The following is a 20,878-nucleotide window of genomic DNA, read 5'->3' on the forward strand; positions in this document are numbered from 1 at the left end:
AGGGTTCTGGTCAGCGCAGTGCCAGCACCGCCGCCCATTGTTCTGCCGTGACCGGCATCACGGACAAGCGACTGCCCTTTTGTACCAGGGGCAATTCGGCGAGGGCGGTTTGCTGTTTCAGGTAGCCCAGCCCCAGCACCTTGGGAAAGGTCTGGACGTGCGCGACGTTGATCGCACTCCACGGGTTTTTCTCCGGGGTGGCCTTGGCGTCGAAGTAGTGGCTGTCCGGCTCCAGCGCGGTAGGGTCCGGATAGGCGGCCGCGATGATCTTGCCGATGCCGGCAATGCCGGGCTCGGGGCAACTGGAGTGGTAGAAGAAAAATTGGTCACCCACCGCCATGGCGCGCAGGAAGTTGCGTGCCTGGTAGTTGCGTACCCCGTCCCAGCGCGCTTCGCCCAGCGTTTCCAGGCCGTTGATGGAGAGTTCGTCGGGCTCGGATTTCATCAGCCAGTAGGCCATTTTTGCGCTCCTGAAAAAGGCGGTGGGCAAGTTGTCAGGCAATTTGATGACAAACCGACAGTCGGTTGGCGTCAAGGTTTGCGTGTTGGTTCACGTTATCGCAGAATGCCGGGATTTTAAGCTTGACGCAGCTGCAACGGACTACTTTGGAACGTTGTTGTCATCGTGTACGAGATGCCTGAAGGGGGGCAATCGATGCAACGTAAACCGGATTTACTATGGATATTGGTGATTTTGTTTGGTCTGGGCGTCGTGACCACCGGGTATGCGCAAAGCTTGTGGTCGAACAAGACCGATGCGCCAGTTGAACTGACTCAGCAGCAGCCGCAACCCTTCAAGCGCTGACCCTTCTTCAAGACGCCGTAGCTTCCTGCGGCGTTTCTGCGACATACCACTGCCTGTCGGTAACGGTGCCAGCCAACGGCACATCCCAGCTGGCCTGTGCCAATCGATCGACCTTCTGACATTCATGGGCCAGGCCCAGCAGCGCCGGCTTGCGCCAGCTTTTGCGGCGTGCCAGATAGGCGAGGCTGCGGTCGTAGAAACCGCCGCCCATGCCCAGGCGGCCACCGGTATCATCGAACCCCACCAACGGCAGCAACACCAGATCCAGCGCCCATACCTTGCGCTGGCGCCTGGCATTGACCCGTGGCTCCAGAATGCGAAAGCGATTGGGCAGCAGCGTTTCCCCAGGCTTCACGCGCTGGAACACCATCTTGGTCCGTGGCCAGGCGCTGAGCACCGGCAGGTAAGTGGCCTTGCCCCGGCGCTGTGCCGCACGCAGCAGCAGGCGCGGATCGATTTCACCGTCCGTCGGTAGATACAGGGAAATATGTTTGGCCCGGCGAAACAGCGGGTGCTGTGCCAGTTGCCGATACAGGCCATGGGCGGCCTGGCGCTGCTCGCTCGGCGTGAGGGCGCGGCGGGCTTTGCGCAACATGCGTCGAAGGTGCGGACGGGAAAGCGGCGCAGGTTCGTTCATGGTTTTTCGGCTCATAAAACAATGCCAGTCCGGGGACTGGCATTGAGTTCTGGAATTCAGGCTCCCCGACAGAGCCGCTGTCGACTCAGCCCTTGAACCCGAAAGTTCAAGGTGGAAGAAGCAGTAGGCTTTAAGGCTTTCCGTCTAGCGGACATGCACACCAGCCCAACGTGCAACTTCCAGGGTAGTGCGAATCGGCTCCGGGACATCGCCGACTGGCAAGCACGCCAGGGAGTGGGGCGAGTATACCTTAAACAGTCGCGGCAATCAGCCCTTGGGTTGCTCTGTGTCGCTGGAAAGCACCAGGTCGACGCGTTCGAGCAGGTCGCGCACCTGCTCGCGCGTCGAGCCGCTGGCCTGTACGTCAGGGCGCTCCTGCTTATGCAGCAGGTCGTGGGTAATGTTCAGGGCGGCCATAACGGCGATGCGGTCGGCACCGATGACTTTGCCGCTGCTACGGATTTCACGCATCTTGCCGTCCAGGTAGCGGGCGGCGCTCACCAGGTTGTTGCGCTCTTCCTGGGGGCAGATGATCGAATATTCTTTGTCGAGGATCTGCACGGTGACGCTATTGCTTGAACTCATGAGTCTTGCTCCAGGGCCTTCAGGCGCGAAATCATCGATTCGACCTTACGCCGGGCGATTTCGTTTTTTTCAATGAGGTGAGCGCGTTCCTCGCGCCAGGTCTTTTCCTGAGCTAATAGGAGTCCGTTTTGACTCTTAAGTTGCTCGACCCGAGTAATTAGCAATTCGAGTCTGGCCATCAGCGCTTGCAGGTCGGTGTCTTCCATTGGGTTCCACTGGATTTGTCTGATGAATGGCAACTGCAGGATAAACGATCTGACGCCCTCGATAGTCTTGGTACGTCTGCCGGTGCTAGGATACAGCGCTCCATTCTAGACATTGCGCCGTTTGGCGCCTAGCTCACCATGCCCATTCAGAACTCCCCGTACGATGCTTTTTCCAAACTGCTGAGCACCAGCGGCCATCCTTGCTCGCCCGCCGAGCTGCATGGCGTGCTGCTCGGCCGCAGTTGCACCGGTGTTGGCTTTGATGCCGACAACTGGCTGGCCGATGTGGCCGAGCTGCTGGAAACCGAACCGACCGACAACGTGCGTAACGCGCTGATCGGCCTGCAAGAGATGGTCAAGGGCGAACTGACCGGTGATGACGTCACCGTGGTCCTGCTGCTGCCGACCGACGATGCACCGCTCCCCGAACGCGCCGCCGCACTGGGCCAATGGTGCCAGGGCTTCCTCCACGGTTTCGGCGTGAACGCCGGCGGCCTGGAACTGAGCACCGACGCCAAGGAAGTGCTGCAGGACCTGGCGGCCATCTCCCAGGTGCAAGATGCCCTGGAAGAGTCCGAAGACGGCGAAGGCGACTACATGGAAGTCATGGAATACCTGCGCGTCGCGCCATTGCTGCTGTTCACCGAGACCAGGAAGTCCGCTGAGCCTGCTGCACCCAAGCCTTCGCTGCACTAAGAAAAGGAAGCCCATCTGCCCATGATCCATATCCCCAAAGCGGAATACACCCGGCGTCGCAAGGCGCTCATGGCGCAGATGGAACCCAACAGCATCGCGATCCTGCCGGCTGCCGCCGTGGCGATCCGCAATCGCGATGTGGAGCACGTCTATCGCCAGGACAGCGACTTCCAGTACCTGAGCGGCTTCCCCGAGCCGGAAGCGGTGATCGTGCTGATGCCCGGTCGCCAGCATGGCGAGTACGTGCTGTTCTGCCGCGAACGCAATGCCGAGCGCGAATTGTGGGACGGCCTGCGTGCCGGTACCGAAGGCGCCATCCGTGACTTTGGCGCCGACGATGCCTTCCCCATCACCGATATCGACGACATCCTGCCCGGCCTGATCGAAGGCCGCGACCGGGTGTATTCGGCCATGGGCAGCAACGCCGAATTCGATCGGCACCTGATGGAGTGGATCAACGTCATCCGCTCCAAAGCGCACCTTGGCGCCCAGCCACCGAACGAGTTTGTTGCCCTGGATCATCTGCTCCACGACATGCGCCTGTATAAATCGGCGGCAGAAGTGAAGGTGATGCGCGAGGCCGCGCGAATTTCCTGCGCGGCCCATGTAAAGGCCATGCAGGCCAGCCGCGTCGGCTTGCATGAGTTCAGCCTGGAAGCCGAGCTGGATTACGAATTCCGCAAGGGCGGTTCGAAGATGCCGGCCTATGGCTCCATCGTCGCCACCGGGCGCAACAGCTGCATCCTGCATTACCAGCAGAATGACGCCGTGCTTAAGGACGGCGACCTGGTGCTGATCGATGCCGGTTGCGAAATCGACTGTTACGCCAGCGACATCACGCGCACCTGGCCGGTCAATGGCAAATTTTCGCCGGAACAGAAGGCGATCTATGAAATCGTGCTGGCTTCCCAGGAAGCCGCCTTTGCCGAGATCGCGCCGAACAAACATTGGAACCAGGCCCACGAGGCGACGGTGCAGGTCATCACTGCCGGACTGGTGAAGCTGGGGTTGCTGAAGGGCGACGTCGACGAGCTGATCGCCAGTGAAGCCTACAAACCCTTCTATATGCACCGCGCCGGCCATTGGCTGGGGATGGATGTGCATGATGTGGGCGAGTACAAGGTGGGCGGCGAATGGCGTGTACTGGAAGTTGGCATGGCGCTGACGGTGGAACCGGGCATTTATATCTCGCCGGATAACCAGACCGTCGCAAAAAAATGGCGTGGCATTGGTGTACGTATCGAGGACGACGTGGTGGTGACCAAGCAAGGCTGTGAAATCCTGACCGGCGGCGCCCCCAAGAGCGTCGTTGAAATCGAAGCCCTGATGGCGGCCGCCCGATGAGCCGGGTCAACCTGGCGATTATCGGTGGCGGCCTGGTGGGCGCGAGCCTGGCGCTGGCGTTGCAGGCCGGTGCCAAGGCGCGTGGCTGGAAGATCGTGCTGATCGAACCCTTCGCGCCCGGCGACAGCTACCAGCCGAGCTACGATGCGCGGTCTTCGGCGCTGTCCTACGGCGCCCGGCAGATTTATCAGCGCCTGGGCCTGTGGCAGCAGATCTCGCGCCGCGCCGAGCCGATCAAGCAGATCCATGTGTCGGACCGTGGGCGCTTCTCCACTGCGCGACTGTCCGCCATGGAGGAGGGCGTGCCAGCCCTCGGTTACGTGGTGGAAAACGCCTGGCTCGGCCAATGCCTGTGGCAAGGCCTGGACAAGGACGTGGTGAGTTGGCGCTGCCCGGCGGAAGTCACACGCCTGGAGCCGCTGCCCGATGGCTACCGCCTGACCCTCAACGATGAAACCGTGCTGGAATGCGACCTCGCGGTGCTCGCCGACGGCGGCCGCTCCGGCCTGCGCGAGCAACTGGGCATTGGCGTGAAAACCCGCCCGTACAACCAGAGCGCACTGATCGCCAACATCACCCCGAGCGAAGCCCACAACGGCGAAGCGTTCGAGCGTTTCACCGATGAAGGCCCGATGGCCCTGCTGCCGCTGCCGGACAACCGTTGCGCACTGGTATGGACCCGTATCGGCATGGACGCACAGCGCCTGGCCAATCTCGATGAACGCAGCTTCCTGAGCGAGTTGCAGGGCGTGTTCGGCTACCGCCTGGGCACCCTCAAGCAAGTCGGCGCCCGTCATCTGTATCCGTTGACCCTGGTGGAAGCCGAAGAGCAAGTGCGCTCGCACCTGGCGATCCTCGGCAATGCTGCCCACAGCCTGCACCCGATTGCCGGGCAGGGGTTCAACCTGTCCCTGCGTGATGCGCACGCCTTGGCCGAGGCCCTGTTGGCCGGGCCGGCGGTGCCGGGCGACCTGGCGACGTTGCAGGCTTATCGCGAGCGTCAGCGCATGGATCAGAAGTTGACCGTGGGTTTCTCCGACCAGGTCACGCGGCTGTTTGGCAGCGCGCAACCGCTGGTCGCCCTGGGCCGCAATATGGGCCTGCTGGGCCTGGACCTGCTGCCACCGGCCAAGCGTTGGTTCGCCCGTCAGGCCATGGGCCTGGGGACGCGTCCCGATGCGTGAGACTCATCAATCCTTTTACGTGCGGTGCAAGCCGCCAGCGAGACAGGCTTAAAGCATGGACATGCGCGCAGATGTGCTGATTGTCGGGGCCGGAATGGTCGGAAGCGCCCTGGCGCTGGCATTGCAAGGCAGCGGCCTGCAAGTGCTGCTGCTCGACGGCAGCCCGCTGAGCGTCAAGCCGTTCGACCGCGAGGCGGCCTTCGAACCCCGTGTGAGTGCCTTGTCGGCGGCCAGCCAGCGCATCCTCGAGCGCCTCGGTGTGTGGGATGGCATCGTTGAACGACGCGCCAGCCCGTACGGCGAGATGCAGGTGTGGGATGGCAGCGGCACCGGGCAGATTCACTTTTCGGCGGCCAGTGTGCATGCCGAAGTGCTCGGGCATATCGTCGAGAACCGCGTGGTCCAGGATGCCTTGCTCGAGCGTCTGCACGACTGCGACCTGGGCCTGCTGGCGAATGCGCGCCTGGAGCAGATGCGCCGCTCCGGCGATGACTGGCTGCTGACCCTGGCCGATGGCCGAAAATTGCGCGCGCCGCTGGTGGTGGCCGCCGATGGCGCCAACTCCGCCGTGCGCCGCCTGACCGGCACCGCGACCCGTGAATGGGACTACCTGCATAACGCCATCGTTACCAGCGTGCGCAGCAGCCAGCCGCACCAGCGCACGGCCTGGCAACGCTTTACCGACACCGGCCCGCTGGCGTTTTTGCCGCTGGAGCGGGACGGGCAGCAAGATTGGTGCTCGATCGTCTGGTCGACTACGCCGGTTGAATCCGAACGCCTGATGGCGCTGGATGATGAAAGCTTCTGCCGTGAACTGGAGCGCGCCTTTGAAGGGCGCCTCGGTAGCGTGGTCAGCGCCGATCCGCGTGTGTGCGTACCCTTGCGTCAGCGCCACGCCAAACGCTATGTGGCCGAGGGCCTGGCATTGATCGGCGACGCCGCCCATGTCATCCATCCATTGGCCGGGCAGGGCGTCAACCTGGGTTTCCTCGATGCGGCGGTGCTGGCCGAAGTGTTGTTGTCGGCCACCGAGCGCGGTGAACGTCTGGCCGATGTGAAGGTGCTCAGCCGTTACGAGCGCCGACGCATGCCCCATAACCTGGCCCTGATGGCGGCGATGGAAGGCTTTGAGCGCTTGTTCCAGGCCGATCAACTGCCGCTGCGCTGGTTGCGTAATGCCGGGTTGAAGATGGTCGACCAGATGCCCGAGGCCAAGGCCGTGTTTGTGCGCCAGGCCCTCGGGTTGAGCGGGGATCTGCCGGACCTGGCCAAGCCCTGACAGGTTTGTGCAACATTTGGTAACGGCTCCGCCGAGCGTTACCAAATGTGAGTCCCTATCATTTGCGCTTATTTTGCAAATGAGAGACCGCACCCATGTTGGCACCCAAGCGCCTCCTGACTGCCCTGGCACTCACCCTGATCGGCAGCACCACCGTGCAGGCAGCCGACGAAGTGGTGGTCTACTCCTCGCGTATCGACGAACTGATCAAACCGGTGTTCGATGCCTACACCCAAAAGACCGGCGTACAGGTGAAGTTCATCACCGACAAGGAAGCGCCTCTGATGCAGCGCATCAAGGCCGAGGGCGAAAACGCCACCGCCGACCTGCTGCTCACCGTGGATGCCGGCAACCTCTGGCAGGCCGAGCAAATGGGCATTCTGCAACCGTTCACCTCCCCGGTAATCGACAAGAACATTCCCCTGCAATACCGCTCTTCGGCGCATGCCTGGACCGGTTTGAGCCTGCGCGCGCGGACCATCGCGTACTCCACCGACCGGGTCAAACCGGGTGACCTGACCACCTACGAAGCCCTGGCCGACAAACAGTGGGAAGGCCGCCTGTGCCTGCGCACGGCGAAAAAGGTCTACAACCAGTCGCTGACGGCCACCCTGATCGAAACCCACGGCGCGGCGAAGACCGAAGAAATCGTCAAGGGCTGGGTGAATAACCTGTCTACCGACGTGTTCTCCGATGACATCGCGGTGCTGGAGGCGATCAACGCCGGGCAATGCGACGTGGGTATCGTCAATACCTACTACTACGGCCGTCTGCACAAGCAGAAGCCGGACCTGGCGGTGAAGCTGTTCTGGCCGAACCAGGGCGACCGTGGCGTGCATGTGAACCTGTCGGGCATCGGCTTGACCAAACACGCGCCACACCCGGAAGCCGCCAAGGCATTGGTGGAGTGGATGACCACGCCTGAGGCGCAGAAGATCTTTGCCGACGTGAACCAGGAATTCCCGGCCAACCCGGCGGTACCGCCGTCGGCTGAAGTGGCGACCTGGGGCAAGTTCGTGGCGGATACATTGCCGGTGGAAGTGGCGGGCAAGCGCCAGGCTGAAGCCATTCGCCTGATGGATCGGGCGGGCTGGAACTAAGTACAATTTGTAGGACGCCGCAGATCCAAATGTGGAGGGGGGCTTGCCCTCGATGTCGGAGTGTCAGTCTACTCATCGTTGACTGATCCACCGCCATCGGGGGCAAGCCCCTCCCACATTGGATTGTGGTGATTTGAAGATTTCATTATTGAGAACCCACCCTTGGCCCACCCCGCCCAACGCCGCTGGTACCTGCCGGTCTTCAGCGTCGCCGCCCTGGTGCTGCTGCCGCTGAGCGTGCTGTTGCTGTCCTGGCAAAGCATCGACGCGCAAATCTGGTCCCACCTGTGGGAAACCCAGATGCCCCGCCTGCTGGGTAACACCCTGACCCTGGTGCTGGGCGTCGGCGTCGGTGTAACCCTGTTGGGCGTCAGCCTCGCCTGGCTCACCAGCCTCTGCGAATTCCCCGGCCGGCGTTGGCTCGACTGGGCGTTGATGCTGCCCTTTGCCATTCCCGCCTATGTGCTGGCCTTCGTGTTTGTGGGCCTGCTGGATTTTTCAGGCCCCGTGCAGACCCTGCTGCGCGAGTGGTTCGGCACCGGCTTGCGCCTGCCACGGGTGCGCTCCACCAGCGGCGTGATCATTGTGCTGGTGCTGGTGTTCTATCCCTACGTGTATCTGTTGGCGCGCAGCGCATTCCTGGCCCAGGGCAAGGGCCTGATGGAAGCGGCGCGGGTGCTGGGACAGTCGCCCTTGTGGGCGTTCTGGCATGTGGCCCTGCCCATGGCGCGACCGGCGATAGGGGCCGGGGTGGCGTTGGCACTGATGGAGACCCTGGCGGATTTCGGTGCGGTGTCGGTGTTCAACTTCGATACGTTCACGACCGCTATCTACAAGACCTGGTACGGCTTTTTCAGCCTGTCCAGCGCGGCCCAACTGGCCAGCCTGTTGCTGTTGGTGGTGATGCTGGTGCTGTATGGCGAACGGCGTGCCCGGGGCGCCAGTCGGGCTAGCAATGAACGGCCACGGGGCAAGGCGCTGTACCACTTGCGCGGGTTCAAGGCGGCGGCGGCCAGTGCCTGGTGTGGATTGGTGTTTGCCTGTGCTTTTGTCATCCCGATGCTGCAATTGGTCGCCTGGTTCTGGCAGCGCGGCCGGTTCGACCTGGATGAGCGCTATTCGGGCCTGATCGTCCATACCCTGTACCTGGGTGGTATCGCGGCGCTGATCACGGTCAGCGTGGCGCTGGTACTGGCCTTCGCCAACCGCCTGGCGCCGACCCGGACGATTCGCTCCGGTATCAGCCTGGCCAATGTCGGCTATGCCTTGCCGGGCTCGGTGCTGGCGGTGTCGATCATGCTGGCGTTCAGTTACCTGGACCGTGAGCTGGTGGTGCCGCTGTCCGGCTGGCTTGGCGGGGCGGGCAAGCCATTGTTGCTGGGCAGTCTGTCGGCGCTGGTGCTGGCGTATCTCGTGCGCTTTCTAGCCGTGGCCTACGGGCCGCTGGAAAACAGCCTGGCGCGCATCCGGCCTTCGTTGCCGGAAGCTGCCCGCAGTTTGGGCGTGAGTGGGCCGCGACTGTTTTGCAAAGTGTATCTGCCGCTGTTGCTGCCCGGCACCCTGAGTGCAGCACTGCTGGTGTTCGTCGACGTGCTCAAGGAAATGCCCGCAACCCTGCTGATGCGCCCGTTCGGCTGGGACACCCTGGCGGTGCGGATCTTTGAAATGACCAGCGAAGGCGAGTGGGCGCGGGCTTCTCTGCCGGCCTTGACGCTGGTGCTGGTGGGGCTGCTGCCGGTCATCGGGCTGATCCGACGCTCCGCCCGACCAATCGGTTAGGTGCCAGTCCTACGGCTTGCGGCTACAATGCGCGGCATTCGGTGCGGTCCGTCCTTCGGATCGAGTCGCTGTACGTGGCTGCAGGCCTTGTCATTCAAGGTGTCCGGCACGGGCAACGGCGCTGCGCACCTTCGCCAAGCCCGGAAGGAGAAACCCATGGGACAGCGTACGCCTCTGTATGACCTGCATCTCGCCCTCGGCGCGAAAATGGTCGATTTTGGCGGTTGGGATATGCCTTTGCACTACGGCTCGCAAGTTGAGGAGCACCATCAGGTGCGGCGCGACTGCGGGGTGTTCGATGTATCTCATATGACCGTGATCGATATCACCGGCCCCCAGGCCAAGGAATGGCTCCAGCACCTGCTGGCCAATGATGTCGAGCGTTTGCATGGCTGTGGCCGTGCGTTGTACAGCGCCATGCTCAATGAGCAGGGTGGCGTGGTGGACGACATGATTGTCTATCGCACCGAGACCGGATACCGGCTGGTGGTCAACGCCGCCACCCGAGACCAAGACATGGCCTGGATCCAGGCGCAACTTGGCAGCTATCAGGTGCACCTGCATGAGCGGCCCGAGTTAGCCATGCTCGCCATTCAAGGTCCCCATGCCCGGCAGAAGATTGCCGAGCTGGTCACCCAGTCTCGCGGTACCCTGATCCACCAGCTCAAGCCCTTTGAAGGGCATGCCGACGGCGATTGGTTTATCGCCCGCACGGGTTACACCGGCGAAGACGGCCTGGAAATTGTCCTGCCTGCCGATCAGGCGCCGGGGTTTTTCAACGATCTGGTCGGTGCGGGTATTTCCCCCATTGGCCTCGGCGCGCGGGACACCCTGCGGCTGGAAGCCGGCATGAACCTGTACGGCCAGGATATTCACCAGGACGTTTCGCCCCTGGCGGCCAACATGGCCTGGAGCATTGCCTGGGAACCTGCCGAGCGCAATTTCATTGGGCGAGCGGCGCTGGAAGCAGAGTTGGCCACCGGTGTGCAGTTCAAACTGGTCGGGCTGGTACTGGAAGAACGTGGGGTTTTACGCGCTCACCAGGTGGTTCGCATCGCCAATGTTGGCGAAGGGGAGATCACCAGTGGTAGTTTCTCTCCTACGCTGAGCAAATCCATTGCCCTGGCGCGTGTACCGACGGCGACTGCCGATCGGGCCGAAGTGGAAATCCGCGGCAAGTGGTACCCGGTTCGAGTGGTCAAACCGACCTTCGTGCGCCATGGCAAAACCTTGATCTAACTATTTCCGGCAGGCCAATGGCTGCTGACATTTCTTCTTGAGGACACAGACTATGAGCGATATCCCTGCCGACCTGCGTTTTGCCGAAAGTCACGAATGGGCCCGTCTGGAAGCTGACGGTACGGTGACCGTCGGGATCTCCGACCATGCTCAGGAAGCTTTGGGTGATGTGGTGTTTGTTGAGTTGGCCGAAGTCGGCGCTACGTTTGAAGCCGAAGGCCAGGCAGGTGTGGTTGAGTCGGTGAAGGCTGCTTCGGATATCTACGCCCCGGTTGCCGGTGAAGTGATTGCCGTCAACGAGGAGCTGGGTGCTAGCCCTGAGCTGCTGAACTCCGACCCTTACGGCGCGTGGATCTTCAAGCTCAAGCCAAGCAACCCGGCTGATCTGGAAAAGCTGCTGGATGCGGCTGGCTACAAAGCAGTCATCGGCGAGTAAGCGCGAGCCCCCTGTGGGAGGGGCCTTGCTCCCTCCCACATTCAATCGTGCTGGGCCGTGAGTGTTCAGTCCGCCTTCAGGACCGCCTTTACCGCCGCCACCGACCGCTCCACATCTGCCTCTGTCATCGCCGTGAACATCGGCAACGACACGATCAAACGTCCAACCTTTTCCGCAACCGGGAACATACCTTCCTTGAACCCCTGTGCCCGATAAAGGCTCAGCAGGTGAATCGGTGGGTAGTGATAGCCAATGCCAACACCCTGTGCCTGCATTTTCTCCATGAAGGTCGCGCGGGCGGGCAGCCCGTCTTGGCGCTCCGGCAGCACCAACTGGAACAGGTGCCAGTTGCTGTTTTCGAAGTCGGCCGGCGGCAGTTGCGCGCCGTACTTTTCTTCGAAATCACTGCCGAAACATTTGAAGTAGTGCTGTGCCAGATGCTGGCGATGGGCGGTGATCTTCTCGATGTGGGCAAACTGCCCCAGGCCGATAGCTGCAGCGATGTCGGTCATGTTGAACTTGCCGCCCAGTACATCCACGTCCAGGCCGTCGAAGCCGGTGCGGGTGACGCCCTGCAGGCGGTATTTTTCCGCCAGGCGGGCTTCTTCGGCATTGTTCAACACCAGGCAACCGCCCTCGGAAGAGGTGATGTTCTTGTTGGCCTGGAAGCTGAAGGATACAAAGTCCCCGGTGGAACCGATGCGTTCGCCATCCCAACTGGAGCCCAGGGCCTGGGCGGCGTCTTCGACGATGCGCAGGTTGTACTTGTTGGCCAGTGCGTACAGCATCGGCATGTCCAGGGGCAGGCCGGCCAGGTACACCGGGATGATCGCCTTGGTGCGCGGAGTAATTGCGGCTTCCACCTGTGCCAGGTCGATATTGCGGGTGACCGGGTCGATGTCGGCGAACACCGGCGTGGCGCCTACTTCCAGGATCACGTTGGCTGTTGCGACCCATGAGATCGGTGTGGTGATGACTTCATCGCCAGGCCCGATACCGGCGATGCGCAAGGCGATCTCCATTGTGCAAGTGCCTGAGTTGAAGGTGCGCACTGGCCGGCCGCCAAAGTATTCCGACAGCTGCGCCTCGAACGCCTGCACTTTCGGTCCGCTGGTGATCCAGCCCGAGCGCAGTACATCGCCGACCGCCGAGATGGTGGCTTCATCGATGGTAGGTTTGGAAAACGGCAGAAAGGGCTGTTGGCTCATGACGACGAAGGCATCCGTTTCAGATTGGCGATGAGTAAGCGAGGGTTCAGTCCCGGCATGGTGGCACGGTTAGACTGAATATAGCCTGTCGCCTGTGAATGAATCGTCATGCCACGGACACGGAAGTGCCGCTTGAACGGTGGCATGTCCTGTTACCGGTCAGAAGGAAACGCGGGTTTCAAAGAATACGTTCTGCTCCCTGAGCTTGCCCTTGAGCTGTTCATCACGAGCGTTTATCCGGTTGGTGAAGGTGTTGTAGCCGGTCTCGATACGGCCCATGTCCACGTAACGCCAACCTGTGCCAAAGGTGATGCGGTCGTTGACCTTGGCATCCAGGCCCAAGCCTACGCTGTAGGTAAAATTATATTGGCGGTGGCTGGCAAAGCGGCGGGTGTCATTGCTCTGATAACCCTCGGCATCAATTTGCGCGACGCCCACCCCCGCCATGCCGTAGAACGACAGCCAATGAGTGAGCGGTATGTTTTTATAGCCATTGACCATCAAGCGCTGGCTGTTCACTTCAAGACGGTTGACGTTGGCATTGAAAGGCGACCAGAAGGAGTCGAAGGTCGAGTTGCCGGAGCGGGTGTATTCCCCTTCTGCGCGCCAGCCATCGGTGAAGGCATAACCTACCGAGTAGGATCCGGTGAATGTTTTAGTGCTATCAGGCGCCTCCACTCGTTCGGTGACTCGCGGGCTGGTCAACAGTGCGCTGGATAGATTCTGGCGTGCACTGTTGAACTTTGCCGAGCCGTACCAGGCATCTGCCTGTGCATAAGGCGTTGCAATAGCGGTGAGGAACACAAAGGAAGAGAGTTTTCGCATGGTTATCGATTCATTCACTGAGGGAAGGATGGAATCGATAGCTTGTCGTCGGTGGAGAGCAGTGAAGTAGAGGATTTCTCCTGTTCAATCGTCAACTCAACAGTCTTTGCTGTAGGAAGAAAAGTGGCACAAAAAAGCCGCTCCCAAGGAGCGGCTGTTTTAACCGGCGGTTTTACTCGGCGGCGATAGCGTTTTTCGCCAGGATAGCGTTGGCCAGCTCCATATCCGTGGCCTGCAGGCCAGGGTTGTCGGCGCGGACTTTCTGCATGGCGGCTTCCAGGTACGGGCCGCGGATACCGCCGTCGCTGGCAACGAAGCTGCCTGCGTCGTCTTGTGCGGCAACCACCAGCTTGTGGTCCTTGAAGGTCAGGTAGGTCGAGCCGGTCGTGGCGCCCGACGAGATGACATTGCGCCAGAAACTGTCGGCCATGGCTGAACCGACAGGGAGGGAAAGCACAGCGAGGGTAGCGACAGCATATTTAAGACGCATGATGGGTGACTCCGGGTGGGTGATCTGTACCGTTTGATTGTAGTTAGCCCAACCGAGTTCCATCACTGACTAAACAGTTTCTACCTTCAAGATCACGCCCTCCAGGCCCACCACACGCACTTGAGCGCCGACAGGGCTGTCAGGGCCGGTCACCATCCAGACGCCGTCACCGACTTTTACCTTGCCCCGACCCTCCACAATCGCCTGATGCACCACGAACACGCGGCCGATCAGCTCCGAGCCACGCTCGTTGAGCCCCGGCTGGTCACTGGCTTTGGCACTGCTGCGCTGGCGTTTCCACCAGTACACCGCTGTCAATATCGACAGCACAGCGAACAGCAACAGTTGCCACTCCAGCCCGAGCGGCGGCACCAGAAACTTGATCACGCCCACGGCTGCCGCAGCTATGCCCATCCACAGCAGGTAGCCACCGGCGCCGAAGACCTCAAGAATCAATAGCACCGTACCCAGTGCGAGCCAATCCCAGAACGAAAGATGCTGAAGGAAATCCCACATGGCGATCGCCTCAGGCTTTCTTGTTATCGAAGGTTGCTTTGACGATTTCGCCGATGCCGCCGACAGCGCCGATCACCTGGCTGGCTTCCAGCGGCATCAGGATCACTTTGCTGTTATTGGCCGACGCCAATTTGCCAAGGGCATCGATGTATTTCTGCGCGACGAAGTAGTTGATGGCCTGCACGTTACCGGTGGCGATTGCTTCGGACACGACCTGGGTCGCGCGGGCCTCAGCCTCTGCCTGACGCTCACGGGCTTCAGACTCCAGGAACGCGGCCTGGCGCCCACCTTCGGCTTCAAGAATCTGTGCCTGCTTCTTGCCTTCGGCCGTCAGGATCGCCGATGCCCGCAGGCCTTCGGCTTCCAGGATCTGTGCGCGCTTGATCCGCTCGGCTTTCATCTGGCCGGACATGGCGGCCATCAGGTCGGCGGGCGGGCTGATGTCCTTGATTTCGATCCGGGTGATCTTGATGCCCCACGGCGCCGTGGCTTCATCGACGGTGCGCAGCAGTTTTTCGTTGATGCCGTCGCGCTGGCTGAGCATGGCATCCAGCTCCATGGAGCCGAGCACGGTACGGATATTGGTTTGCAGCAGGTTGCGGATAGCGTGTTCGAGGTTGTTGACCTCGTAGGCGGCCTGGGCGGTATTGACCACCTGGAAGAAGCACACGGCGTCGATCTGCACGGTGGCGTTGTCGGCGGTGATGACTTCCTGGGGCGGAATATCCAGCACGCTTTCCATCACGTTGATCTTGCGGCCAATGCGGTCCATGACCGGGATGATGATGTTCAGGCCCGGCTTGAGGGTGTTGGTGTATCGGCCGAAGCGCTCGACGGTCCACTGATAGCCCTGAGGTACCACCTTGAAGCCCATGAACAGGATGGCGATGGCCAAGCCCACGAAAAGAAGCAGTACGGTTCCGATCTGCATAGCGATTCCCTATCTGGTGGTGTCAGTTAAACGACGTTCGGCGGATTGTAACGGTCTTGTCACCGATAAGAACGGTTTCAGCCCGGGGTAATCAACGCATTTGTTACCGAATCCCCAGGCGTCACTCGCAACACCTCGGCCATCGTGGTCAGCCCCGCCTTTACTTTACCCACGCCGGCCATGCGCAGGCTGCTCATGCCTTGTGCAGCCGCCTCCCTGCGCAGGGACTGCACGTCGGCGCCTGGGGTGATCAGCGCCTTGAGCGAGTCATTCAGCACCATGAGCTCGTACACCCCGGCGCGCCCGCGAAACCCGCTGTTTCGACATTCAGCACACCCTACCGCTTCGTGAGCATCGCCCGCCACCCGCTTGCAATGAGGGCACAGCAAGCGCACCAAGCGCTGCGCCATTACGCCCAATAAGGTGGCTTTGATCAAATAATGAGCAATGCCCAGTTCCTGCAAGCGGCTGATGGCGCTGGGCGAATCGTTGGTGTGCAGCGTCGAGAGCACCAAATGCCCGGTCAATGCGGCCTGGATCGCCATCTCGGCGGTTTCCTGGTCGCGGATCTCGCCGATCATGATGATGTCCGGGTCCTGGCGAAGGAGGGCTCGGATGCCGCTGGCGAACGTCAGGTCGATATTGGGCTGTACCTGCATTTGGTTAAACGCCGGCTCGACCATCTCGATCGGGTCTTCCACGGTGCAAAGATTGACCTCTCGGGTCGCCAAGTGTTTGAGCGTGGTGTAGAGGGTGCTGGTCTTGCCTGAACCGGTAGGCCCCGTGACCAGGATGATGCCGTTGGTGTGGCGCGTCATGTCGTGCCATCGCTGCTGGTCTTCGGCCGACAAACCCAGCTCGTCAAAGTCCTTGAGCAGCACCTGCGGATCGAAAATCCGCATCACCAGCTTTTCGCCAAAGGCGGTGGGCAGGGTCGACAGCCGCAACTCGACTTCTGTGCCGGCAGGGCTTTTGGTCTTGACCCGACCGTCCTGGGGTTTGCGTTTTTCCGCGACGTTCATCCGCCCGAGGCTTTTCAGGCGGCTGACCACCGCCATCGTCACCTGGGGAGGAAATTGATAGACGTCGTGCAACAGGCCATCAATGCGAAAGCGCACGCGGCCTTGCTCACGGCACGGCTCGATATGAATATCACTGGCCCGCTGGGCGAACGCGTATTGCAACAGCCAGTCGACGATATTGACGATATGCGCGTCGTTGGCGTCCGGCTCCTGGTCGCTGGCGCCGAGGTTGAGCAACTCGACGTTGCCAGGCCCCGCGACCTTTTGATCCGCACCGCTGACGGACTTCGCCAGCCGGTAAAATTCGCTGATACAACGCTGAATGTCCTGGGGGTTGGCAACCACGCGCCTGATCGAGCGCTGGAGCACTTGTGCCAGTCCCGATTCCCAACTGGTGACATGGGGCTGGGCGCTGGCAACGGTGACGGTCTGCGCGTCCACGGCTACCGCAAGGATGGCGTGGCGTTGGGCAAATGCGTGGGACATCAGCGGCACGACCGTTGCAACATCGATCTTCAGCGGGTCGATGCGCCAATAAGGTTGCCCCACATGTTGGGCAAGCCACTGGGTCAGGGTTTCCAGGGAAGGCCCATGGGCGGCGATGCACTCCAACGGGTGCTGGGCATTGCCGGCGGGCAGCGCTGATAAGCGCTGCGCGATGTCGGGAGCAATCAGCCCTCCCTCGACCAGCGCCGGGAGCAACTGATGCAATTCCAATCGGTGATCAGCAGACATGAAGGTGTTCCTGGGTAGCCTCGGACGACATTTCAGGCTAGCCAGCCGCCGAATATCTTCCTCCCAGCGTATGTTGCAGGCCTTTACCGAGCTGCTGCCGCCACGGCCGCAGGCCCCACGGAATCAGCGCGCCATACATGCAGCGTGCACACGCTGATCAGGTTTCGAATCTTTTCGGCGATCACTTGGGCGCGATGCCAGCTCAGGCTATCCATCACGATATCGATGTTCAGCAGGTCTTCCTGGCGGCTCACGTTGACCTGGCTCGGTGTCAGGAACTGCAACGCAAAATAGTTGAGGACCCGACACAACACATCGGGCTCCGCCTCGGCGACGATCCGGTAATGCGCCTGGCAATGGGCGCTGCTGGCAGCCCACGCATCGACGCGAGTCATGGGGTAGGTGGTTTCGACGGCATGCATGCTGCCTCTCCAGATTCGATTGGAGAAATTTTTACATTCGCTTCGGGAGATTTCTTATCTAAGATGGGCATAATTTGCGATTAATCGAATCGTTCAATTCAGAAAAGACAGCCTTCAAGGTATTTTTATGCACAGCGAATTGGACGCCTACGACCGCCGCATCCTGGCCCTGCTGCAAGAGGACGCCTCGCTGTCCAGCGCGCAGATCGCCGAACAGGTCGGCCTGTCCCAGTCGCCGTGCTGGCGACGCATCCAGCGGCTCAAGGAAGAAGGAGTGATTCGCGGCCAGGTCACTCTGCTGGATCGCAAGAAGATCGGCCTGAATACGCAGATCTTTGCCGAGGTCAAACTCAACGCCCACGGCCGATCCAACTTCACCGAGTTCACCGACGCGATTCGTGGGTTTCCGGAAGTGCTGGAGTGCTATGTGCTGATGGGGGCGGTGGATTTTCTGCTGCGCATCGTGACGTCGGACATTGAGGCGTACGAGCGGTTTTTCTTCGAGAAGTTATCCATGGTGCCGGGGATTCAGGAGGTCAACTCGATAGTGGCGCTGTCCGAGATCAAGTCGACCACCAGCCTGCCAGTATTGCGCTGACAGGATCGGCCTCATCGGGGGCTAGGCCCCGATGGCGATATTACAGGCGCAGCAGGGTCTTCCAGGCACGGTTCTGATACACCGCAATCGCCTGATGCATGCGCGCATCCAGCGACTCGTCGGTGATCGGCTGGTTGGCCAGTTGCGCCAGCTTGTTCAACTCGCCGTACAAGCGATCCAGTTCCGCAATGTCCACCACGTTACGCGCATGGTGCAGCCAGGCCTGGATGCGTTCGATGCGCGGCAGTTGCTCGGCCAGGTCTTCCGGTTGCTGCTGGTAGCGCGGCAGTTGCAGGGCGACGGCATCGTCGGCCAGCAGGCGCGGCAGCCAGTTGGTGATTTGCGCGGCGCCCTGGCGGTTGCCGCGCACGTTGCGGTCGGCAGTCCAGGTGCGGGCCATCAGCCAGCGTGACATGCTCAGCGAGAACAAGCCCCAGCGCACGTCGTCCAATTCTTCGGCAAACTGCTCGGGTGCGGCTTTGCGGATGTCTTCGTCGTCGTCACCGGCCTGGACCAGCGGGCGCCAGTCTTCCAGCAGTGCATCGAGTGCGCTGCGCAGTTCGCTGGTGGATTGACGCGGTGCTGCCTGGCCGAGGCTGCCGATCAGGGCGCGCAGTTCGCCGAGGTTGTCGACCCAGTCCTGCAGCAGACGCCAGTGGCCATTGAAGCGGTATTGCTCGGCCAGGCGCTGGCTGCTGCCGAGCAGGTGCCACATGATTGCGGCGAAGGCGTCGTCCAGCGGCATTTCGGCGTGGATCTGCGGCGCCGGCAGGCTCAGGGAGTAGCTGCTGGCGTCGTACAGGCGGTAGCCGCGCTCGGCCTTGCTGATGTCACACGGCATCAGTGCGAGGGTGGCGGCCAGCTCGGCGGCCAACTCCAGCAGCGCAGCCGGCTCGCCTTCGCGCAGTTCGAGTTCCAGCTCGCAGATTTCTTCTTTCTGCTTACCCACGACCACATGGCCCAGGTCCAGGGCGGCTTCGATCACCACCTTGGCCTTGCCACGGCCCCAGGCGATTTCGGCGCGCTCGCGCACGAAGTCGGTGGTGAAGATCGGCTTGAGGGTCTTTTTGTCCAGCTCGGCCAGTTGCTCGGGCCAGCAATCGCCGTCGAGTTTCTTCACGTCGAGCTTGGCCTTGGGCAGGTCCCAGTTGTACTCATTGCGTTCCGACAGGCCGGCGACGCTTTGGCCACGGGTCTTGAGGGTCTGGATAATCTCGTCACCGTCCTTGCGCAGGCGCAGGGCGACTTTGGCCTGGGCCAGGTCACGCTCGGGGGTGTCGAAGTACTGGTTCATCAACTCACGGCGTTCCCAGCCACTTTTGTTGCGTTTTTTCAGTAGCGGGTGCTCACGCAGCGCGGCGAGTGTTTCGCGGCTGACGCGGAGCTTGATTTCGGTTTCTTTCTGCATGGCCGGAAAATCCAGGATCGGGAGCGCAGCCGGGGAAAAGAGTGGCTGCCAAGGTCGTGCAGTGTACAGGACTGAGCCCGGCAACGCGCCGCAACGGTTTATTGTCTCGTGCAGATGCCTCTATAGTGGGGCTCATCCGGGAAGTAGGGAGACCGCGTATGCCGTTGCCGTCCATGAAAGAGCAGTTCGCCGCGCTGATTGCCGCGCCTTCGGTGAGTTGCACCCAGGCGTCTCTCGACCAGACCAACCGACCGGTGATCGATTTGCTCGCCGGTTGGTTGGGCGACCTGGGGTTCTCCATTGACATCCAACCGGTCAGCGCCGGCAAATTCAACCTGCTGGCCAGCTTTGGCACCGGCCCCGGGGGCCTGGTATTGGCCGGCCATAGCGACACCGTTCCTTATGACGCTGCGTTGTGGAAGACCGATCCGCTCAAGCTGACGGAAGTCGACGGCCGCTGGGTAGGATTGGGCAGTTGCGACATGAAGGGTTTTTTCGCGCTGGCGATTGAAGCGGTGTTGCCGCTGCTGGGCCAACCGTTCAAGCAACCGTTGCTGATCCTCGCCACCTGCGATGAAGAAAGCTCCATGTCCGGTGCCCGGGCATTGGCCGAAGCCGGGCGCCCGCTGGGCCGGGCGGCGGTAATCGGTGAACCGACCGGCCTCAAGCCGATCCGCCTGCACAAAGGCGTGATGATGGAGCGCATCGACATTCTCGGCCAAAGCGGCCATTCGTCGGACCCAAGCCTGGGCCACAGCGCCCTGGAAGCCATGCATGACGCCATCGGCGAGCTGCGCGGCCTGCGCCTGGCCTGGCAGCGCGAGTACCGCAACGCGCAATTCAGCGTGCCGCAACCGACCATGAACTTCGGCTGTATCCATGGTGGCGACAACCCCAACCGCATCTGTGGCCAATGCTCCCTGGAATTCGACCTGCGGCCCTTGCCGGGCATGGACCCCGCAGTGCTGCGTGCGGCGATCCGGCAAAAGCTCGAACCCCTGGCCGAGCGCCATAAGGTCAAGATCGACTACGCGCCGTTATTCCCCGCAGTGCCGCCGTTCGAGCAGGTCGAAGACGCCGAGTTGGTGCGGGTCGCGGAACGATTGACCGGGCATCGTGCCGAAGCAGTAGCGTTCGGCACCGAAGCGCCTTATCTTCAGCGCCTTGGTTGTGAAACCCTGGTGCTCGGCCCTGGCGACATCGCCTGTGCCCACCAACCGGGCGAATACCTCGAAATGTCACGCTTGACGCCTACAGTGCGTCTATTGCGGGAACTGATCGAACATTACTGCCTGAAACCTGCGTAAATTAACCCCTGTCCATTCGTACATAAGGAGAGCGAGCGTGTCGCCAAGCCTGTTCCGACGATAACCATCAGCCCGCTGTGCGTTTTCACGACTCATCCTTTTTCGGCTGCTTTTTATTACAGGCCC

The 20,878-nt window shown here is 61.4% G+C and carries 23 protein-coding genes and 1 other RNA gene; 11 read left to right on the top strand and 13 right to left on the bottom strand.

Annotated elements, in window-relative coordinates; genetic code table 11:
- Positions 1-10 precede the first annotated feature (10 nt).
- On the bottom strand, positions 11-460 hold the full coding sequence (locus tag AC07OP_RS10885) for an EVE domain-containing protein (RefSeq protein WP_027608373.1): 450 nt from the start codon (positions 458-460) through the stop codon (positions 11-13).
- 195 nt (positions 461-655) lie between these two features.
- Here AC07OP_RS10885 and AC07OP_RS10890 point away from each other — a divergent pair, with 195 nt between their 5' ends.
- Positions 656-805: a hypothetical protein gene (locus tag AC07OP_RS10890; protein WP_092355790.1), complete on the top strand. Its 150-nt coding sequence runs from the start codon at positions 656-658 to the stop codon at positions 803-805.
- Positions 806-812: 7 nt separating this feature from the next.
- Here the strand turns inward: AC07OP_RS10890 and AC07OP_RS10895 are convergent, their stop codons facing one another.
- The 4 genes from AC07OP_RS10895 to AC07OP_RS10910 form a co-directional block, all read right to left on the bottom strand.
- Positions 813-1,442, bottom strand: a complete 630-nt coding sequence (locus tag AC07OP_RS10895; protein ID WP_495100859.1) for a 5-formyltetrahydrofolate cyclo-ligase — start codon at positions 1,440-1,442, stop codon at positions 813-815.
- 58 nt (positions 1,443-1,500) lie between these two features.
- Positions 1,501-1,679, bottom strand: a non-coding RNA gene (gene ssrS, locus AC07OP_RS10900) — 6S RNA.
- A gap of 30 nt (positions 1,680-1,709) precedes the next feature.
- On the bottom strand, positions 1,710-2,027 hold the full coding sequence (locus AC07OP_RS10905; RefSeq protein ID WP_027608375.1) for a cell division protein ZapA: 318 nt from the start codon (positions 2,025-2,027) through the stop codon (positions 1,710-1,712).
- Positions 2,024-2,233: a TIGR02449 family protein gene (locus AC07OP_RS10910; RefSeq protein ID WP_007982902.1), complete on the bottom strand. Its 210-nt coding sequence runs from the start codon at positions 2,231-2,233 to the stop codon at positions 2,024-2,026. The genes AC07OP_RS10905 and AC07OP_RS10910 overlap by 4 nt, the downstream gene beginning before the upstream one ends.
- A 138-nt stretch (positions 2,234-2,371) precedes the next feature.
- On the opposite strand from AC07OP_RS10910, the gene AC07OP_RS10915 reads away from it, so the two are divergent.
- The 8 genes from AC07OP_RS10915 (at position 2,372) to gcvH (ending at position 11,290) form a co-directional block, all read left to right on the top strand.
- Positions 2,372-2,929 (top strand): YecA/YgfB family protein, encoded by a 558-nt coding sequence (locus AC07OP_RS10915; protein ID WP_065938043.1) that lies wholly within the window; start codon positions 2,372-2,374, stop codon positions 2,927-2,929.
- Between the two features lie 21 nt (positions 2,930-2,950).
- Positions 2,951-4,273: a Xaa-Pro aminopeptidase gene (gene pepP / locus AC07OP_RS10920; protein WP_027608377.1), complete on the top strand. Its 1,323-nt coding sequence runs from the start codon at positions 2,951-2,953 to the stop codon at positions 4,271-4,273.
- Positions 4,270-5,457, top strand: coding sequence for a 2-octaprenyl-6-methoxyphenyl hydroxylase (gene ubiH / locus AC07OP_RS10925; protein WP_092355782.1), 1,188 nt, complete (start codon positions 4,270-4,272; stop codon positions 5,455-5,457). The genes pepP and ubiH overlap by 4 nt, the downstream gene beginning before the upstream one ends.
- Before the next feature lie 61 nt (positions 5,458-5,518).
- Positions 5,519-6,736, top strand: coding sequence for a 2-octaprenyl-3-methyl-6-methoxy-1,4-benzoquinol hydroxylase (locus AC07OP_RS10930; RefSeq protein WP_495100902.1), 1,218 nt, complete (start codon positions 5,519-5,521; stop codon positions 6,734-6,736).
- Positions 6,737-6,831: 95 nt separating this feature from the next.
- On the top strand, positions 6,832-7,836 hold the full coding sequence (locus AC07OP_RS10935; RefSeq protein ID WP_053127831.1) for an extracellular solute-binding protein: 1,005 nt from the start codon (positions 6,832-6,834) through the stop codon (positions 7,834-7,836).
- A 162-nt stretch (positions 7,837-7,998) separates the two neighbouring features.
- Positions 7,999-9,615: an ABC transporter permease gene (locus tag AC07OP_RS10940; protein ID WP_495100860.1), complete on the top strand. Its 1,617-nt coding sequence runs from the start codon at positions 7,999-8,001 to the stop codon at positions 9,613-9,615.
- Between the two features lie 156 nt (positions 9,616-9,771).
- Complete coding sequence (gcvT, locus tag AC07OP_RS10945; protein ID WP_495100861.1) at positions 9,772-10,854, top strand: glycine cleavage system aminomethyltransferase GcvT; 1,083 nt, start codon at positions 9,772-9,774, stop codon at positions 10,852-10,854.
- Positions 10,855-10,906: 52 nt separating this feature from the next.
- Positions 10,907-11,290 (top strand): glycine cleavage system protein GcvH, encoded by a 384-nt coding sequence (gene gcvH / locus AC07OP_RS10950; RefSeq protein WP_027608383.1) that lies wholly within the window; start codon positions 10,907-10,909, stop codon positions 11,288-11,290.
- A 65-nt stretch (positions 11,291-11,355) separates the two neighbouring features.
- Here the strand turns inward: gcvH and AC07OP_RS10955 are convergent, their stop codons facing one another.
- The 7 genes from AC07OP_RS10955 to AC07OP_RS10985 form a co-directional block, all read right to left on the bottom strand.
- Positions 11,356-12,498, bottom strand: a complete 1,143-nt coding sequence (locus AC07OP_RS10955; protein ID WP_115485530.1) for a DegT/DnrJ/EryC1/StrS family aminotransferase — start codon at positions 12,496-12,498, stop codon at positions 11,356-11,358.
- Positions 12,499-12,657: 159 nt separating this feature from the next.
- Entirely contained in the window at positions 12,658-13,323 is a 666-nt protein-coding gene (locus AC07OP_RS10960; RefSeq protein ID WP_193603506.1) for an outer membrane protein, read from the bottom strand.
- 172 nt (positions 13,324-13,495) lie between these two features.
- A complete protein-coding gene (locus tag AC07OP_RS10965) occupies positions 13,496-13,813 on the bottom strand; it encodes a DUF2388 domain-containing protein (RefSeq protein WP_027608386.1) in 318 nt (105 codons plus the stop codon).
- 69 nt (positions 13,814-13,882) lie between these two features.
- Positions 13,883-14,329 (bottom strand): NfeD family protein, encoded by a 447-nt coding sequence (locus tag AC07OP_RS10970; RefSeq protein ID WP_495100862.1) that lies wholly within the window; start codon positions 14,327-14,329, stop codon positions 13,883-13,885.
- Positions 14,330-14,339: 10 nt separating this feature from the next.
- Positions 14,340-15,260, bottom strand: coding sequence for an SPFH domain-containing protein (locus AC07OP_RS10975; RefSeq protein WP_027608388.1), 921 nt, complete (start codon positions 15,258-15,260; stop codon positions 14,340-14,342).
- Between the two features lie 77 nt (positions 15,261-15,337).
- Positions 15,338-17,017: a GspE/PulE family protein gene (locus AC07OP_RS10980; RefSeq protein ID WP_495100863.1), complete on the bottom strand. Its 1,680-nt coding sequence runs from the start codon at positions 17,015-17,017 to the stop codon at positions 15,338-15,340.
- An 83-nt stretch (positions 17,018-17,100) separates the two neighbouring features.
- Entirely contained in the window at positions 17,101-17,439 is a 339-nt protein-coding gene (locus AC07OP_RS10985) for an ACT-like domain-containing protein (protein ID WP_115485533.1), read from the bottom strand.
- Between the two features lie 127 nt (positions 17,440-17,566).
- On the opposite strand from AC07OP_RS10985, the gene AC07OP_RS10990 reads away from it, so the two are divergent.
- The gene (locus tag AC07OP_RS10990; protein ID WP_010207358.1) at positions 17,567-18,037 is read left to right on the top strand and encodes an Lrp/AsnC family transcriptional regulator; all 471 of its coding nucleotides are present in this window, start codon (positions 17,567-17,569) and stop codon (positions 18,035-18,037) included.
- A gap of 40 nt (positions 18,038-18,077) precedes the next feature.
- On the opposite strand, the gene AC07OP_RS10995 is transcribed toward AC07OP_RS10990, so the two are convergent.
- Complete coding sequence (locus tag AC07OP_RS10995; RefSeq protein WP_115485534.1) at positions 18,078-19,445, bottom strand: CYTH domain-containing protein; 1,368 nt, start codon at positions 19,443-19,445, stop codon at positions 18,078-18,080.
- A gap of 158 nt (positions 19,446-19,603) precedes the next feature.
- On the opposite strand from AC07OP_RS10995, the gene argE reads away from it, so the two are divergent.
- The gene (argE, locus tag AC07OP_RS11000) at positions 19,604-20,752 is read left to right on the top strand and encodes an acetylornithine deacetylase (protein WP_495100864.1); all 1,149 of its coding nucleotides are present in this window, start codon (positions 19,604-19,606) and stop codon (positions 20,750-20,752) included.
- The last annotated feature ends 126 nt before the right edge of the window (positions 20,753-20,878 follow it).

The sequence above is a fragment of the Pseudomonas sp. GW821-FHT09D08 genome (assembly GCF_059416305.1).